The organism is Iodidimonas muriae, assembly GCF_014647255.1.
Lineage (GTDB): Bacteria > Pseudomonadota > Alphaproteobacteria > Sphingomonadales > Rhodothalassiaceae > Iodidimonas > Iodidimonas muriae.
On sequence record NZ_BMOV01000001.1, the window covers coordinates 371,637 to 387,351 of the forward strand.

Consider the following 15,715-nt stretch of genomic DNA (forward strand, 5'->3'; position numbering starts at 1 on the left):
ACAAAAAGATGTATCGTTATTTTCAATTACTCGAAAAGAGTGTATCCATCGAGTCGATTGTTGCGTAAACGGGATAGGGCTTGATGCGCATTGAATTGAGTCAAGGCGGGCCGATGGTTCGTCGCTTCTGGCACTGGTGGCTTGGCGAGCTGGCGGACTTGGCGCCGCAGTCTGTGCTTGCCATGCTGAAGCGCTGGCGGCGGAGCCTGCTTTTGGAAATCGAAGGCAATCTGCTCAGCGTGGTTCTGGTGGATGGTGACGATCGACGGTTGCTGACCCAAATGCCCTTTGATGCCCTTACGCCAGCGGCTCTTGGCGATGTGCTGCATTCTGCACTGGCGCAAGATCCTCCCCATGTTGATGATGTTATTTTGAAAATTCCGGAGCACTGGGTGTTGACCCGCAGGCTCCGCTTGCCCATTGCCGCGCGGGAAAGCCTGCGTGAAGCGGTGGAATATGATCTGGATCGCCAAACCCCCTTTACGCCGGATCAGGTTTATTTCGGGGTGATGGAACGCAATGTCGATTATCGCGGCGGCCATATAGAGGTTGAACTGGATCTTGTCCGGCGCACGGATCTTGAACCGTTGCTGGCCTCCTTGAAAGAGGTGGGATACGGGCCGGACCAAGTGCTTTCCCCATCGGGGCAGAGCAATATATTGCCGCAATCGGAACAGCCCAATCCATTTGCACCATGGCGCCGCGCAACGGGCTTTTTGGCCTTGGCGGTGGTCGGGCTTGCGTTATTGGCGGCGTGGCTGCCTATGAATCGTGTTACAGCCGCCCGCGAAAACATTGCCGACGATGTGCGTCGGGCGCGGGCCGAGGCTTTGGCGGTGGATGAATTGCGCCGCGAATTGCAAGATATAGAGGCGCGGCAAACGCAATTGCTGGAAAGGCGGCGTTTTGAACCGATGGTGGTCGGGATATTGGCGGATATGACCAAGGCCTTGCCCGAAGACGCGTTCTTGATCGAATTCAGCTATGAAGGGCGCGAGGTCACGGTCACAGGATATGCGCAAACCGCCTCTGTCGTTCTGACGGCCATTGAAGATTCTCCCCGCTTTTTTCAGGCCCGATTTATTTCTCCGGTGACGCCGGATCAGCGGGTCGGGCGCGAACGGTTCAGCTTGGCTGCGGTCATTGAACCGATGGAAACCGGGGCGGAGGTCGCTTCATCCCAAATGGACGGGGACAAAGAGGAGCCCAAGGCCAAATCCAACCTCGAACCACAGGGGGCGGTGCGATGATGGCTCCTTCAAAAACCCTTTTGCATAAAGGGCTGGCGGTCTTGCTTTTGCTGGTGGTCTTTCTGTTTGTCTATGAATCCTTGGTGGCACCCATTTTCAGCGGCTATCGCGCACAAATAGAGGCCTATGATCAAGACAAGCGCCTGTTGCGCGGCTATCGTGCTGTTGCCCAATCGGCGCGTAGCGTTGAAGACCTGACCCGGCAGGTGCGCGCACATCAGGCACAAAGCGGCATTTTTCTGAAAGGCTTGTCGGATGCTTTGGCGGCCGCACGGCTACAAACCTATTTGGGCGAGGCGATATCTTCAAATGGGGGCGATGTGCGGTCTGTCCAAAGCCTGCCGGTGGATAAGGCGGAGGGCCTTTCCCGGGTACGCTTGCGGGTGCAGTTTCTGACCAATATCCGTGGATTGGCACAGCTTTTACAACAACTGGAAACAGGCCAACCGGCGGTTTTCGTTGACGCGGTGAAATTGCGTACGCGTCTGGAACGGACCGAGGTGGGGGCAGATACGATGGCGGTTGCGCAGGATTTTCTCGTTGATCTGACGGTATCTGCTTATCGTTTGGGAGAAGAGGCATGATCCGGCGTCTTTGGCCCCGTATGGTACCGGCCCTTTCCTTGGCTGTTCTGGCGCTGATTTTGCTGCTTCTGGCCTTGCGCAGCCCGTCTTCCGGCGGTGACAGTGACAATATTGCCGTGGATAAGGACGATGTGCCGGAAACCCGCGATATTATGGGCGGCGGTGCATCATTCGCTGTGGCGATCGATACCGCGCCCATCGTTGAACAGAATATGTTTTCCACAACACGCACGCCACCGCCGATGCGGGCATCCGGCCGGTCGTCAGACGAGGCTGAGTCCACTGAATTATCCCTGACCGGCGTGGTGATGGTGAAGGGGCGTGAAGCGGCAATCCTGCGCGACAATGCCACAACACATATGGTGAGCCTTCGTCTCGGAAAATCCTATCGTGGATGGGAACTCGTTTCTTTGTCCTCTTTTGAAGCGACCCTCTCGAAAGGAGGGGAGCGCATGACATTGAAACTGAAATTTGCCCCCGATGCCGCCGGCATGGTCACAGATTCCCATCATCTGGGCATGCCGGCACATCTGGTGAAACCCCGCGCCGTTATTGCCCCCCGACACGGTGATGCCAATGGCAATCCGGTTCCGGCTTCACGACAAAGTATCGACAATGACCGGCTGAGCCGTCGGGGATCAAGAACCTGAACAGATATGTATGAATGGCAGAATATGAACAGCAAGAAGAGCAAGAGAGCCAGTTTTTTAGGGTCTGTCCGGATGTTTGGGGGGCGGGGTGTTGCACCTTTGAGCCTTGCTTTTCTGGTGGCGGCCTGTTCGCAAGATTTGGTGCGTGGTTCCCATTCCGATGAAACCGCCGCTCCGCCGCCGGGCCTGTTCGGGCCCGCGCAAAACCGTGTGGATCGGGGGGCGGATATGTCCACGGCAGAGATTGCCGGGATCAACGATCAGCAAGATGAACGGGCTTTGCCGCCCAAAACGGCCGAAATCTATAAGGGCCATAGCCGCTTTACCGCTGTTACCAAAACGGGGCAGGGCAGCGTGGATGAACGGGACGGCGCTTATACGCTGAATTTCTCCAATGCCGATATCCGCTCAGTGGTGGATGCGGTTTTGGGGGATGCCCTTGGCTTGCCCTATCTTGTGGATAATGCGGTCACAGGCACGATCACAGCGCGCAGTGCACGCGCTTTGCCGGAAGATAAAGTGATCGCGGCTTTGGAAGATGTTCTGGCCATCAATGGCGCGGCTCTTGTGGTGCGTGATGGCGTGTATCATGTGCTGCCTTTGCAGGCGACCACAGGCATGGCGCCTTTGCTTTCGGGGCAAAAGGCCCGTCAGGATGGCTTTGGCATTCATGTTATCCCCATTCAATTCGCCTCGGCCGATGAAATGCAGGTCACCTTGGAACCGTTCTTGACACCGGGGCGGGGCCTGCAAGCGGATACGGAGCGCAATTTGTTGCTGTTCCGTGGCCCCGGCGGGGAAGCGGCGGATATCGTTTCGATGGTCGAGCTGTTCGATGTGGATTGGATGGCCGGCATGTCCTTTGCACTTTTGCCTTTGTCCCATGCGGATGTGGGGGATGTGCTGGTGGAAATGGAAGCGATTTTTGCCCAGGATGGTGAAACACCCGGCCCGACACATGGCGTGATCAGGTTTTTGCCTATCCAGCGGATGAATGCGCTTTTGGCGATCAGTGAACAGCCGGTTTATCTGGAAAACGCCCGGCAATGGACGGAACGGTTGGACCGTGGCGGCGGAAGCGACGGGCAACGCCAGCTTTATGTCTATCATCTGAAAAACGCACGGGCATCGGAAGTGGGCGAGGTGCTGGGGGAATTGTTCGATGTCCGCACCGTCGGGGATAGCGGCTCAGTCTCCACCGGTCTTGCACCGGGGCGGGACGGTGGGTCTTTGTCTGGTTTTTCGGGGTCGGATGGTTCTGATGGCGGCTTAGGCAGCCGTGACACGGGGTCCGCCGGGGGCTTTGGCGGTTCAGCGACCAGCAATCGCAACGCTTCATCAAACAACCGCCGGTCCAATGATCGCGCTGGCCAGTCGGCCGCTTTCGGGCAGGAAGGGGGCAATGGCCCGCGTTTGATCGCCGATGAACGCAATGATGCCATGCTTGTTCTGGCCACGGCGCAAGAATATCGCATGATCGAGCAGACATTGAAGCGGCTGGATATCACCCCTTTGCAAGTGTTGATCGAGGCGACCATCGCCGAAGTTACTCTGGATGACGAGCTTAATCATGGCCTGCGGTGGTTTTTTGAAGCGGGTGGCGGCAACCGGCAAGACATCAGCTTCTCCGATGTAAACACCGGGGCAGTGGCCCCTTCCTTCCCCGGCTTTTCCTATTTCTTTGAAAGCGGGGATGCCCGTGTGGCGCTGAATGCGCTGAGTTCTATCACCGATGTGACCGTGGTGTCTTCGCCGCAATTGATGGTTCTGGATAACAAAACGGCGCGCTTGCAAGTGGGGGATCAGGTGCCGGTTCCGGTGCAACAATCTGTCTCCACCCAAGATCCCGATGCACCGATTGTCAATTCCATCCAGTTTCAGGATACGGGGGTTATTCTGGAAGTGACCCCCCATGTGAATGCCAGCGGCCTTGTGGTGTTGGAGGTATCGCAAGAGGTATCGGATGTGGTGCCGACCACATCATCGGGGATCGATGCACCAACGATTCAGCAGCGGGCCATCAATTCTTCGGTGGCCGTGCAAACGGGGGAAACCATTGCCCTTGGCGGGTTGATCCGCGATCGGGCCTCGGACGTAAATACCGGCGTTCCGATTTTGATGAATATTCCGTGGCTTGGAAATCTGTTCAAAAGCAAATCCACCACCAATGAACGGACGGAACTTTTGGTCTTGCTGACCCCGCAAGTGGTACGCGACAGCAGCGAAGCGCGGGAAGTCACGCAAGAGCTGCGCCGCCGGATGAAAGGGTTCAAGCGTTTGCAAGAACGCTTCGGTGTGACCGACGATCAAGTCGCGCCATCCCAAAAGGATGGGAGCAATGCGCCCTGAACGGCGGTCAATAAGCCGGAACGGGAAAGGCTTTCATAAGCCTGCCCGATCCGCTGAGGCAGGGTTTACCCTGATCGAAGTGCTGGTGGCGTTTACCATTGCCACCATCATGCTTGTGGCGTTGATGCAGGGGATGGGGCGCGGCTTGCGGAGTATCGATGCCGCCAGCCAGCAGCAAATGCTTGTGGATTATGCGCAAAATCATCTGCAAGCGGTGGGGGTGACCATCCCGCTTGCCCCCGGTGTTTATCAAGGGGAAGAGCCGGATCACCGCTGGAGGATCGAGCTTTCGCAGAATACGGATTCTTTGGAAACCGGCGATATTGCCGGAGGACAATTACAGCTTTTAAAAATCACCATAGAGGTTTTTAGTGCGGATGAGACGGAATTTTCCCTGACCAGTTTCCGCTTGGGCGATGGTGCACAATGATCAAGGCTCAGCAAAATGCCATGGGGTGGGAGCGCAAGAATTCCCCGCGGCGAAAAGGCCAGCAAGGCTTTACGCTGATGGAACTGATCATTGCGCTGACCATCATCGGGATTTTATCTGCTGCGTTGTTTTCGGCCCTGCGCTTTACTGGAAAAGCGTGGCAGGCGGGTGATATCCGGATCACTGAGCAGACAGATGAAGATGCCATCCGCGCTTTTCTACGCGCGCGGCTGGAACAAATTCGTCCGATGGTGATTTCTTTTGATGGTGAAACGCAAGACGTGGCGTTTCGCGGGACGGACAAAGAAATGCGCTTTGTCTCACCCCTGCCGTCGGGCATCGGGGTGGGGGGCTTGTATTTGTTCCAGCTTGGCCCCGCAGGGCAAAAGGGCGGCCTTCAACTTGATTGGTGGCTGGTACGTCCCCGTGAAATTGTAGATGTGTTTCATGAAGAAGAACGCCCGCGCCAATTATTGGACGATCGGATGGTCGTTCAGTTTGCCTATTATGGCTATCACGAGGATGAACCGCTTGCCGGAGCTCAACCGCAATGGACAAAACACTGGGTTGATCGCAAGACATTGCCCCTTTTGATCGCGGTGACATTTGAAGATGAGCACGGCGAGACTGTGGCACCGGCCTTGGAGATACGTCCGGTTTTTGTTGATCGCCGCCGCTTGCCTCCTGCGTCCTGAGAAATCATTTTTCACGATATGGCTTGATGCGGGGCAGCCTATTCGGTGATCCGGCCCTGTTCCCAATGGCGGATTTGAAAGCGATCGGCCCCGCCGGAGATTTGCACCACCGCAATGCGCTGAAACCATGATCCGCGGGCGGTGCTGGCATTCACTGTGATGCGAAATGTGCTGTTGGGGGAACCGGTGAGATAAGGATTGGTTGCTTCATGTGGGAGCGAACGGCTTGAGCCCTTGCGGGAGGCGATGAATTGTTCAACATCCACTTTGGAAAGGCCGGGGATACTGTTCAAAATTTCCACAGGGGCAACAGTGGGATCGACCGCGCGTGAACCGGAATAAGCGGTAAGATAATTCGTGGCGCGTGTTACAAAATCCCGATCGAATCCGGGTATTTGGCTTATTTCATTGGCCAAAAGCAAGGGGGCATTGCGTGGGTCATAGGGCAGCCCCAAGGCTTTATAATCGGCACGTTCCGCGCCTCTGGCCTGTGGCCGGTCATCAAGATCCCGAAAATCGATCAGCCGATCGGCAAGCTGTGCGGCCTCTTCGGGCTCGCGCCCCAAAGACAGAAAGAGGCTGCGTAAGAGAATGTCATCGGCGGCATTCACGTCGATCAATCCGCCCACATCTTGAATAGTTAAAACCATCTGGCCAGATGCCAGCGTGCGGGAAACGCGGCGGCCATCCACCGGAAGGGCAAAGGCAACGCCATCATCATTGAAAACCGGCGTTAAAAGCTGAGCGATGGCCCAATAAACCCCGCCATCCGCCAAAGCCTGCGCTTTGGCCGCATCCTGACGGGCGATAACCGTGCGGGTTTCTCCCCGTGTCATGAACAGAAAACTGCCGACGATCAAAGACAAAAGCGTCAGCACCCAAAGTACCAGAATAAGCGCTATGCCGCTTTGTGATGCGCGGCGGCGCTGCTGTGATGCTGTCATGTGGTTCGGTTTTCGGGTTGTCACTCGGTGCTCCAGTTTGTGACATCCTGATTTTCATCTTCTCCGCCCGGTGCATCATCGGCCCCCAATGTGAAGATATCCACATCCGTGCCCATTTCGCCGGGATAGCGATAATGATAAGGCCGGCCCCAAGGATCAATGATCCCTTCGCGCTTGTCGATATAAGGGCCATCCCAGCCCCGTGCGCCATCGGGCTCGTCGATCAACGCTTTCAAGCCTTCGGATGTTGTGGGATAGCGGCCCGTTTCAAGGCGATACAGATCCAAAGCGGCAGATAAATTGTTGATCTGGATGGCGGCTGTATCGGTTTTGGCGCTGGAAAAATATTTCAAAACGCGGGGCACCGCAAAAGAGGCCAAAAGCCCGAGAATGGCCAAAACCACCAAAAGTTCCATAAGGGTGAAGCCGGCGCTGGTTTCTTTCTGTCGGCTTTGCTTGTCTCGACCATGTTTAAAAAGGCGCATCGATAACATCCCGTATATGGTTAAGGGTCCGTTTTTGGGCGGAAATGTATTGCAGACAATAAGGGAAAAACATTTACAAAATCAAACCATAGGTCACAGTCTGCCAAAAATTATGTCCTTGAGCATTCCCATGCTATATGCAGCTGAATTGGTGTGGCAATCGGGTGGTGATCTTTGGTGATCCTATCAGAAACAAGCCATCAGATTATACTCTGAATTTCGGGATTGCGATTATGAAAGACCCTCTTCACCAGCGCGGAGATGACGCTGAAGCACGCGCTCAAGATGCTGTCCGCGAGTTGATCCGTTGGTCCGGGGAAGACCCCGATCGGGAAGGGCTGCGCGATACCCCGAAGCGGGTGGCAAAAGCCTTTCTGGAATATTTCCGGGGTTATCAGGAAGATCCCGTGGTCTATCTGGCGCGCACCTTCGAAGAAGTTTCGGGCTATGATGAAGTGGTGTTGTTGCGCGATATTCCTTTTGTATCGCACTGCGAGCATCATTTGGCCCCCATCATCGGGAAAGCGCATGTGGCTTATTTGCCAAACACCAAGGTGGTCGGTATTTCAAAATTGGCGCGGGTCGTTCATGCTTATGCGCGGCGTATGCAGGTGCAAGAGCGGCTGACAGCGCAGATTGGCGACTGTATTTCTGAAGTTCTAGAGCCGCAAGGTGTTGCAGTGGTGATCGAAGCAACGCATGGCTGCATGACCTGTCGTGGCGTTGAAACGCCGGATGTGGTGATGACAACCAGCCGGATGACCGGTGTATTCCGAGAGGATGATAAGGCGCGGCGTGAAGTGCTGTCCTTGATGGGATTTTAGGGGGCAGATCCGGTCCGGCCATAGGCTACCCTTTATAAAAAAAGGCCCCGTACAACTTTTGTACGGAGCCAGTGGAGGGGAGGCTATGCGCGCTTGATTATCGGGCCGCCAAGGGCGTGAAGCGAATGGCCTGTCCGCCGCCCTGTGCCAATTCCAGGCTCAAGCTATCTTCAGCCGTTACGGTTTTTGTTTTGACAGCAATCGGTTGCGGATTGTCGAGCCAATGCGCCCCTTCGCCATCAGCATAGATCTCGGCGCGATAGGTGGTGGCATTATCCAGAAAGTCTAAAGGAACAGTGATGGTGCGGGCCTGTTCGTCGCTAACCGCCCCCAGATACCAATCCGGGCTGTTCCGGTCTTTGCGCGCCATCACGAAATAATCGCCGATGCGGCCATCAAGGGCGATGCTGTCTTCCCAATCGGCGGGAACGTCGCGGATAAATTGAAAACCGGGATGACCTTCATAATTTTCAGGCAGGTCGGCAGCCATTTGCAGCGGGCTGTAGATAACCACCATCAACGCCAATTGCTTGGCCACTGTTGACGACACGCCTTTTTCTTCTTGTTCGCCAAAGCGCAGATCAACAATGCCCGCCGTGTAATCCATTGGCCCGGAAAGCATGCGGGTATAGGGCAAAATCGTTGCATGATCGGGGTGATTGCCCTGTGCTGCATGGCTCCAGGCATCATATTCACCGCCCCGCGCCCCTTCGCGGGTCATCATATTGGGATAGGTACGGCGCAGACCGGTGTCTTTGATGGGCTCATGGGCATCGATGGCGATATGATGGCGGGCGGCTGTTTCCACCACATTCTGGAAGTGCCGCACCATATATTGGCCGTGATGCCATTCCGTGTCATTGAGTCGGCTTCCCACATAGCCCGTTTTTACGGCGCGCATGCCGTGTTTTTCACTGAATGCAAAGGCCGCGTCCAATTGGTTTTCGTAATTGACGATATTGGCGCTGGTTTCATGGTGCCCGATCAGCGGAACGCCTACTTTGCGGCCATGGGCAGCGATTTTTTCAATATCGAAATCCGGCGTTGGTTCGGTGAAGCGAAACAGATCGCCATTTTCGTACCAATTGCCATCCCATCCAATATTCCAGCCTTCCACCAGCACACCATCAAAGCCATATTTGGCGGCGAAATCCATATAGCGCATGGTATTTTCGGTGGTGGCTCCGTGTTTTTCGCCGGTTTCCCATGTGCAGGTGCGGATATGCGCGCACCACCAAATCCCTACATATTTCCCCGGCTTTACCCAGGATACATCGCCCAAAGCATTGGGTTCATTCAAGTTCAGGATCATCCGTGAATTGGCGAGTTCATAGGCCGTGTCGGCAATCTGAATGGTACGCCACGGGGTTTTGAATGAGGCATTGGCGTAAACTTTGATGCCGTCGGCCCAGGGAACGAGATCGGCTTTCAAGGTTTGCCCATGCATCATGGGGCGCCGCAATGTCATGCTGGCATAGTCGGTCAATGCCGCTTCATGGATGCTTATGGCGATTTTATCGCCTTCAAAGGTGGCAGGGGTGTGGATCACATCTAAAGAATCGATACTGGACGCCGCATATTGATATTCATAACGGTTGTCTTTGTAGGCAGGGATCCACCATGCCTTCAGATTGTCGTGGAAGGTGAATTCCGTTAGTTCATCGGTGATTTTAATGGCATCCACACCGGCTTGTGCGGGGATATCATAGCGAAATCCCACCCCGTCATCGAAGACCCGAAAGGTCACTGTCATCTGGCGGTCCGGTCCGGTCTGCGATTGAAAGACGATCCGCGCTTCCTTGTGGTGGTCGCGGATATCTTTTTCTTCACCCCATGGCTGGGTCCAAACCAGATCTGTGGTTTTTGTTTTGACAGAGGCAATATCGAATCCTTCAACGAAATCCGGGGCTTTTTGGAACTGAAGCCCTAAACGGCTGAAATCCAGAACCGGCTTGCCATTGAATGTAACGGAATAGCCCGGAATGCCATTCTGCGTGTCTACATCCACCACAATGCGTCCATCGGGCGAGGCGATCTCCACAGCATAAGCGGGAAGGGCAGAGAGCAGACAGGCGGAAAACACGGCAGCGAGGCCGGATAAGCTGCCAAAATTTCCAGATATTTTTGTTTTGCCGATAAAATGGGAGCGCAGTGCCGCAACCATAGCCAACCCCTTTGCGATGGAAAAAATATGGCTGTCAGTTAAGCAGATTCATGCAATTTTTGCAAAAATTTTTCGTCAGAAATTCTATATTTTTGTTGTTATATAGTTATTTAAGTAATTTTATGCGGCATGCTTTTGATGAATGAAAGATATTTGCATTAATTTGCATTTGGCGGGGCGTGGGCAACGGCATCAGATTCAGAGGCCAAAACCGTGCGCCTTGTGATCTATGCAGCGGCCCGGCAGTTGTGGGTGATGAAATCCGCATGGCGGGGCAGGCTTGGCACGGTATGGGTGATCAGCTTTTCGATATTGCCCAAAAATTCGGTCAGCTGGGATTGTGTGATGTTATCGGCCAGCGGATGATGGCGTTGGGCTTTGATATGCTGGCCGGTGAAGACCTGAATCCAACCCATTTCCGTGAACAATTCTTCACCTTCGCGGATAATCCGCCCCGTGGTGGAAAAAAGGTCGATCTTTTCTTGCAAACTGTGGGGAATGTCCATATTGGCGCAGGTCTGCCAAAAGGCTGTGTCGCGGCGCTGGGTGGCTTTGAAGTGCAGGATCAGGAAATCGCGGACGCGCTCATATTCAAATTGTGTTTGCCGGTTATAATGATCGATAAGGCTGGGATCAAAATGCCGGTCCGGAAACAGCGACACAAGGCGGCTGATGCCTGATTGAATAAGATGGATGCTGGTGGATTCCAAAGGCTCCATAAAGCCCGCGGCCAAGCCCAAAGCCACACAATTGCGGTTCCACGCCTGTTGCCTTCTTCCGGTTTTAAAGCGCAGTGTTTTGGGGTCAGAGAGAGCAGGGCTTTCCAGATTTTGAAGCAATTGATGGGCGGCTTCGTCATCGCTGATATGGGCGGCACTATAAACATGGCCATTGCCCACACGATGTTGCAAAGGAATACGCCACTGCCAGCCCGATTGCCGGGCCGTTGCCTGGGTATAGGGGCGCATCGGTCCGGTTGGTTCGCTGGCAACGGTGACGGCACGGTTGCACGGCAGCCAATGGCTCCAGTCTTCATAGCCGGTCTTGAGCGCCTGTTCGATCAACAGCCCGCGAAACCCTGAACAATCGACAAACAAATCACCGGCGATAGTGGCGCCGCTTTCCAGTGTCACGCTTTCGATAAAGCCATCCGTTCCGCGCAGATTGGTTTTGACAATGCGCCCTTCCGTGCGGCTGACGCCACGCTTTTCACAGCCGGCCCGTAAATAGCGGGCATAAAGCCCCGCATCGAAATGAAAGGCATATTTGATGCCGCCCAAATGGCTGGTGCCAACTTTTTCAAGACGGGAAAACCGGCCCTGCATGGCCGTTTGATAATTCAGTGAATAATTCCATAGATCGCCGCCCACTCCTTCTTGCTGGGCGCGTAGCCAATAATGGGGGAAGCTGAGCGGCCCAAGCGGCAAGCCAAGATCGCCAAAGGCATGCATATAGCTGTCACCGATCCGGCCCCAATTATTGAACTGGACCCCTAATTTGAAGGTGCCTTTGCAGTGCTTGAGAAAGGCGTTTTCATCCAGCCCCAGATAGTGGTTGATCAGCCGGATCTGGGGAATGGTTGCCTCTCCCACGCCCACGGTGCCGATGGCATCAGATTCAATCAATTGAATGGAAACACGGCCCGCCAAAGCCTTGGACAGCACACTTGCCGCCATCCATCCAGCCGTTCCGCCGCCAATGATAACAATGCGCGTGACGGGATCGGCGGATATCTGTGCTGTGGTCATGGGGCTGTCTCGTTTCCCAAATGATAATGATCGGCTTTGATAATACCCATAGAACAGCAAGCCTCAATGGCATGCGGAGCCCATGTTTTATGTTCTTTGTTTAAAGATCGTGCGCGGCGTTAAAAGATGCGGTGGTGTTTCAGGAAAAGTCCCCCCACCGGAAAACCGGCAGGGGGGGCTTTTGGTCCCGTGTGTTTTGGCCCTTAAAATTTATAGGACAGGCCGATCAGATAGGTGCGGCCAAAGCTTTGCTGGTCGATCACCCGGCGGCCATCATCCCCTTCGAAAGTTACGAAAGGCTCGTCGGTGAGATTGCGCGCCTGAAAGGTAATGTTAAGCCCTTCCAATGCGCCGGTTTCAAAGCTGTAGCCGATCTGCGCATCGAAAATGGATTCCGATTTGGACGACCGCAGAATACGGGTGGCGCTGATGCCCGACACTTCGCCAAGGAATTTAGAGCGATAACGGTGGCTGACGCGGGCGTTCACACCATATTTTTCATAATAAACCGTTGAGTTTACAACCCATTTGGAAAGCCCCGGAACCGGAATTGGATCGGGATTATCCCCCAAGGTTACCTTGCTGTCGGTCCAGGACATGGAACTGATTACCCCAAAGCCATCAAAGGCCGTGGTGATGAGATCCAAAGGCACAGACAGGGTGAATTCAATCCCGCCAATATTGCCGCTGCCATTGTTGGTGGGGCCGGAAATGGTGCCCAAAGTGGTCCCGAGAGAGCTTTGCAGTTCCGGTGGGATCGTGCTGTCCACAAAGCCCTCGAAATCGAACAGGAAGGCATCATTGGGATTCACGAAATCCTGCAGGTCTTTATAGAATGCCGCTATGGCCACATAACCGGCGCGAGAGAAATATTTTTCAAACGACAGATCCACCGAATTGGCGATGAAGGGTTTCAAGGCCGGATTACCACCACTGGCGCTAAAGAATGATTGATTGGGGTCGGTGGAGGTAAAGCGCGTGTCGTTGGTGCTAAGCGAAAGGCTGGCGTTCAATTGATCCATGCGGGCGCGGGCCAATGTGCGGGCGGCGCCGAAGCGCACAACCGCATCATGCCCCACATCGAAGCTTAGATTCATGCTGGGTAAGAAGCGTGTATATTTATCGCCTTCTTTTACCGGAACCAGCCTTGGTTCGCTGGTGCCTGCGCCAAGATCGGCGGTTTCGATGCGCGATCCGGTGGAGGTCTGGTCGGTATAAACCACCTGCGTTCCGAAATTACCGGTGACGGGGATCGAGGCAATTTCCGTATCCACATCGAATTTCACAAAGCCCACAAACACATCTTCCCGGGCTTTCCAATCTTGCGGAACATCGAAGGAGGACAGGCTGGTGCCAACGGTTTCCAAAAAGCCGTTGTTCAACAAGAACAGCGGATCAAGACTCAGATGTCCATCAATGCCGATAAAGCTCAGATCTGTGCCTTTATCCAGCAGGGCTTCGGTGGGAACGGGAATGGCGCTGGCCCCGCCTTGCGGTACAAGGAATTGCTGGGTGATGTTGCGTTCCTTGTCGCGGCGGCTCAGATCCACGCCAACCTCAATGGCGGCGATGGGACCAATGGCGCTTAGCCGTTCCGTGGAAAAGCGCAGATGGGTCAGTTCGTCTTCGGTGTCTGGCGCATTGATAAAGCCCGCCTGCGTCAGCGGATTGGGCTGTGCACCGCCGCCCCAGCCTTGAGGATCGGTGATCAGGAATTGGCTGGGATCGCTATAATCCAGCACGGTATCGAATTTGACCACGCCATTGTCCTGGATCGCAAAATCCAGCGTGTCCAAAGCCCCCTCGCCAGCAGGGCCGGTGCCGGTATAGCTTTCCAGAAGGAAATCTTTGCGGTCGGCGCGGGAATAGCTGATGTCGGTTTCAATGCTCCAGACATCCGACAGATGGACTTTGGTATTCCAGCCGGCGCCGAACAGATCGGCATTGCGATCATTGAAGTCATTGCGCATCACGCCCTTTACATCGGTAAAGGTGCCTTCGGTGATCAGGCCATCCACTTCCGTAAAGCCCGGCTGCAATTGCGCTGCAGACCAGTAAAGAGGGAATTCGATGCCGCGCAGGGACTGCGTTTCATCGAAATGGGAATAGTTGAAATCGAAGCTGGTGCTGAAGGTATCGGATGGTTCGTATTCAATGGTGCCGATCACGCCGAAACGGTTCAGGTCGTTTGATTGGGCAAAAGGCTTGGCGCCACCGAGCACGAAAGGTGCGGTGCCGTTCACATCCAGATCACCCTCGATATTGGGGAAACCCCAAGCATTGAAGCGTTCGCTTTGGGTGGGGGTGGATTGATGGGCGATCCCAAGGGCGATCCCCAGCGTTTTATCCAGAAAGGTATCGGCATAAATCGCGGAGGCGCGATAGCCCGAGCCGGGCTGATCCGAATTGAGCGCACTGTCTTCATTGAATTCATAGCGCGCGCTAACGGATAAAATCCGCTCTTTTACCTGCAGGGGACGGATGGTGCGAAGGTCCACGGTGCCCGTCAAACCCTGCCCGATGAGTGTGGAATCCGGGGTTTTGTAAACCACGGCTGCGGATAATAATTCGGACGGATATTGGTCAAATTCGACGCCGCGATTGTCGCCGGTGGATACCTGCTCTCGGCCATTCAGCAAGGCTGTGGAGAAATCCGGGCCAAGACCGCGGATGGAAAGCACCTGGCCACGTCCATCGACACGTTGAGTGGTCAGTCCGGGGAGGCGGGCAAGAGATTCGGCGATGGAAACATCGGGGAGTTTGCCGATATCTTCTGCGGAAATTGCCTCGACGATGGAGGAAGAGCCTTTTTTGGCGGCAATAGAGTTTTCGATACTGCTGCGGAAGCCCTTGACGACGATTTCTTCTAGCTGAGGATCGTCCGGATCTGAAGACAGCTCTGTATCCTGCGTTTGTGCATGCGCTGTGAAGTGAAGCATGGCCAATACGGACGATGTGCCCAGTAGCAGCATGGTGCGACTTGAAATTTTCATTTTCCTCCCCTTCCTCACCTTTGGTGGCGAGGTTTTTCTTGGATGTCCGGCATGCCAGTCGCTTATGTCGAGTTCCCCCCCTTCATGAGTAGTTCAAAGGGTGGAAAGCCGACCCAAGGGGCACAGGCCTGAAAACTGACAATCAAAAGATTGCACAAAAATCATCAGTCTTTGCAAATGTTTTTGTAAAAAAAATGAAATGGGATGCAAAATGCTGCAGTGCGAGCCAGCCTATCGTCGAATATTTTTTGTGATAGATTTTAAAATATCAAGAAAATACAACAGGATATGAATGGAGTGCGGGCGGCGCTATTGACCTGCAATGGCTGGTCATTTTGCGTGAGCGTGGCGGAAATTTCCCAAAATTATCGATATCGTTCCCATTTCTGTGCAAGAATCATGTAAACGAAAGACGGGGCTCGTTCGCAATTTCCATTGATTCGTTTATTCCTCAGAGCATCAATCCATATCCATGGAAAAAAAATGCAAATTTTTTTGCAATATGTGAGAGGCCTCGAAAGGTGCGCAGGATATCCTCTGTTCATGAAAGCGCCGGGCCGGGTATAAAGGGGGAAGATGCGTTTTAAGCCTCTGTGGCC

12 protein-coding genes are annotated in these 15,715 nt (G+C 54.3%); 7 read left to right on the top strand and 5 right to left on the bottom strand.

Going from position 1 to position 15,715, the window contains the following annotated elements; all coding sequences use genetic code 11:
* The first annotated feature begins 113 nt into the window (after window positions 1-113).
* From IEX96_RS01550 to IEX96_RS01575, 6 genes are read left to right on the top strand one after another with little or no spacing between them, the layout of a single operon-like run.
* The gene (locus IEX96_RS01550; protein WP_150004778.1) at window positions 114-1,250 is read left to right on the top strand and encodes a PilN domain-containing protein; all 1,137 of its coding nucleotides are present in this window, start codon (window positions 114-116) and stop codon (window positions 1,248-1,250) included.
* Window positions 1,247-1,834 carry a type II secretion system protein GspM gene (gene gspM / locus IEX96_RS01555; RefSeq protein ID WP_150004779.1) on the top strand — a complete coding sequence of 196 codons (588 nt, stop codon included), beginning with the start codon at window positions 1,247-1,249 and terminating at the stop codon, window positions 1,832-1,834. Before IEX96_RS01550 ends, gspM begins: the two co-directional genes overlap by 4 nt.
* Complete coding sequence (locus IEX96_RS01560) at window positions 1,831-2,484, top strand: hypothetical protein (RefSeq protein WP_150004780.1); 654 nt, start codon at window positions 1,831-1,833, stop codon at window positions 2,482-2,484. The genes gspM and IEX96_RS01560 overlap by 4 nt, the downstream gene beginning before the upstream one ends.
* Before the next feature lie 24 nt (window positions 2,485-2,508).
* Window positions 2,509-4,833 carry a type II secretion system secretin GspD gene (gene gspD / locus IEX96_RS01565; protein ID WP_188873363.1) on the top strand — a complete coding sequence of 775 codons (2,325 nt, stop codon included), beginning with the start codon at window positions 2,509-2,511 and terminating at the stop codon, window positions 4,831-4,833.
* Complete coding sequence (locus IEX96_RS01570) at window positions 4,823-5,263, top strand: type IV pilus modification PilV family protein (protein ID WP_188873364.1); 441 nt, start codon at window positions 4,823-4,825, stop codon at window positions 5,261-5,263. Before gspD ends, IEX96_RS01570 begins: the two co-directional genes overlap by 11 nt.
* Window positions 5,260-5,958, top strand: a complete 699-nt coding sequence (locus tag IEX96_RS01575) for a prepilin-type N-terminal cleavage/methylation domain-containing protein (protein WP_188873365.1) — start codon at window positions 5,260-5,262, stop codon at window positions 5,956-5,958. Before IEX96_RS01570 ends, IEX96_RS01575 begins: the two co-directional genes overlap by 4 nt.
* Window positions 5,959-5,996: 38 nt before the next feature.
* On the opposite strand, the gene IEX96_RS01580 is transcribed toward IEX96_RS01575, so the two are convergent.
* Both IEX96_RS01580 and gspG read right to left on the bottom strand, forming a co-directional pair.
* Window positions 5,997-6,902, bottom strand: coding sequence for a type II secretion system minor pseudopilin (locus IEX96_RS01580; protein WP_150004785.1), 906 nt, complete (start codon window positions 6,900-6,902; stop codon window positions 5,997-5,999).
* A gap of 20 nt (window positions 6,903-6,922) precedes the next feature.
* Window positions 6,923-7,387, bottom strand: coding sequence for a type II secretion system major pseudopilin GspG (gene gspG, locus IEX96_RS01585; protein WP_150004786.1), 465 nt, complete (start codon window positions 7,385-7,387; stop codon window positions 6,923-6,925).
* A gap of 233 nt (window positions 7,388-7,620) precedes the next feature.
* Between gspG and folE the strand changes: the two genes are divergently transcribed.
* The gene (folE, locus tag IEX96_RS01590) at window positions 7,621-8,211 is read left to right on the top strand and encodes a GTP cyclohydrolase I FolE (protein WP_150004787.1); all 591 of its coding nucleotides are present in this window, start codon (window positions 7,621-7,623) and stop codon (window positions 8,209-8,211) included.
* 97 nt (window positions 8,212-8,308) lie between these two features.
* Here the strand turns inward: folE and IEX96_RS01595 are convergent, their stop codons facing one another.
* The 3 genes from IEX96_RS01595 to IEX96_RS01605 all read right to left on the bottom strand — a co-directional run bounded on the left by IEX96_RS01595 (window position 8,309) and on the right by IEX96_RS01605 (window position 15,116).
* Complete coding sequence (locus IEX96_RS01595; RefSeq protein ID WP_150004788.1) at window positions 8,309-10,375, bottom strand: glycoside hydrolase family 97 protein; 2,067 nt, start codon at window positions 10,373-10,375, stop codon at window positions 8,309-8,311.
* A gap of 227 nt (window positions 10,376-10,602) precedes the next feature.
* Window positions 10,603-12,123: a tryptophan halogenase family protein gene (locus IEX96_RS01600; RefSeq protein ID WP_150004789.1), complete on the bottom strand. Its 1,521-nt coding sequence runs from the start codon at window positions 12,121-12,123 to the stop codon at window positions 10,603-10,605.
* A 203-nt stretch (window positions 12,124-12,326) separates the two neighbouring features.
* Entirely contained in the window at window positions 12,327-15,116 is a 2,790-nt protein-coding gene (locus tag IEX96_RS01605) for a TonB-dependent receptor (protein WP_150004790.1), read from the bottom strand.
* Between the last annotated feature and the right edge of the window lie 599 nt (window positions 15,117-15,715).

Coding starts and splice junctions, on each gene's coding strand:
- IEX96_RS01550 (WP_150004778.1), top strand. CDS start 114: ATGGTTCGTCGCTTCTGGCACTGGTGGCTTGGCGAGCTGGCGGACTTG.
- gspM (WP_150004779.1), top strand. CDS start 1,247: ATGATGGCTCCTTCAAAAACCCTTTTGCATAAAGGGCTGGCGGTCTTG.
- IEX96_RS01560 (WP_150004780.1), top strand. CDS start 1,831: ATGATCCGGCGTCTTTGGCCCCGTATGGTACCGGCCCTTTCCTTGGCT.
- gspD (WP_188873363.1), top strand. CDS start 2,509: ATGAACAGCAAGAAGAGCAAGAGAGCCAGTTTTTTAGGGTCTGTCCGG.
- IEX96_RS01570 (WP_188873364.1), top strand. CDS start 4,823: ATGCGCCCTGAACGGCGGTCAATAAGCCGGAACGGGAAAGGCTTTCAT.
- IEX96_RS01575 (WP_188873365.1), top strand. CDS start 5,260: ATGATCAAGGCTCAGCAAAATGCCATGGGGTGGGAGCGCAAGAATTCC.
- IEX96_RS01580 (WP_150004785.1), bottom strand. CDS start 6,902: ATGACAGCATCACAGCAGCGCCGCCGCGCATCACAAAGCGGCATAGCG.
- gspG (WP_150004786.1), bottom strand. CDS start 7,387: ATGCGCCTTTTTAAACATGGTCGAGACAAGCAAAGCCGACAGAAAGAA.
- folE (WP_150004787.1), top strand. CDS start 7,621: ATGAAAGACCCTCTTCACCAGCGCGGAGATGACGCTGAAGCACGCGCT.
- IEX96_RS01595 (WP_150004788.1), bottom strand. CDS start 10,375: ATGGTTGCGGCACTGCGCTCCCATTTTATCGGCAAAACAAAAATATCT.
- IEX96_RS01600 (WP_150004789.1), bottom strand. CDS start 12,123: ATGACCACAGCACAGATATCCGCCGATCCCGTCACGCGCATTGTTATC.
- IEX96_RS01605 (WP_150004790.1), bottom strand. CDS start 15,116: ATGAAAATTTCAAGTCGCACCATGCTGCTACTGGGCACATCGTCCGTA.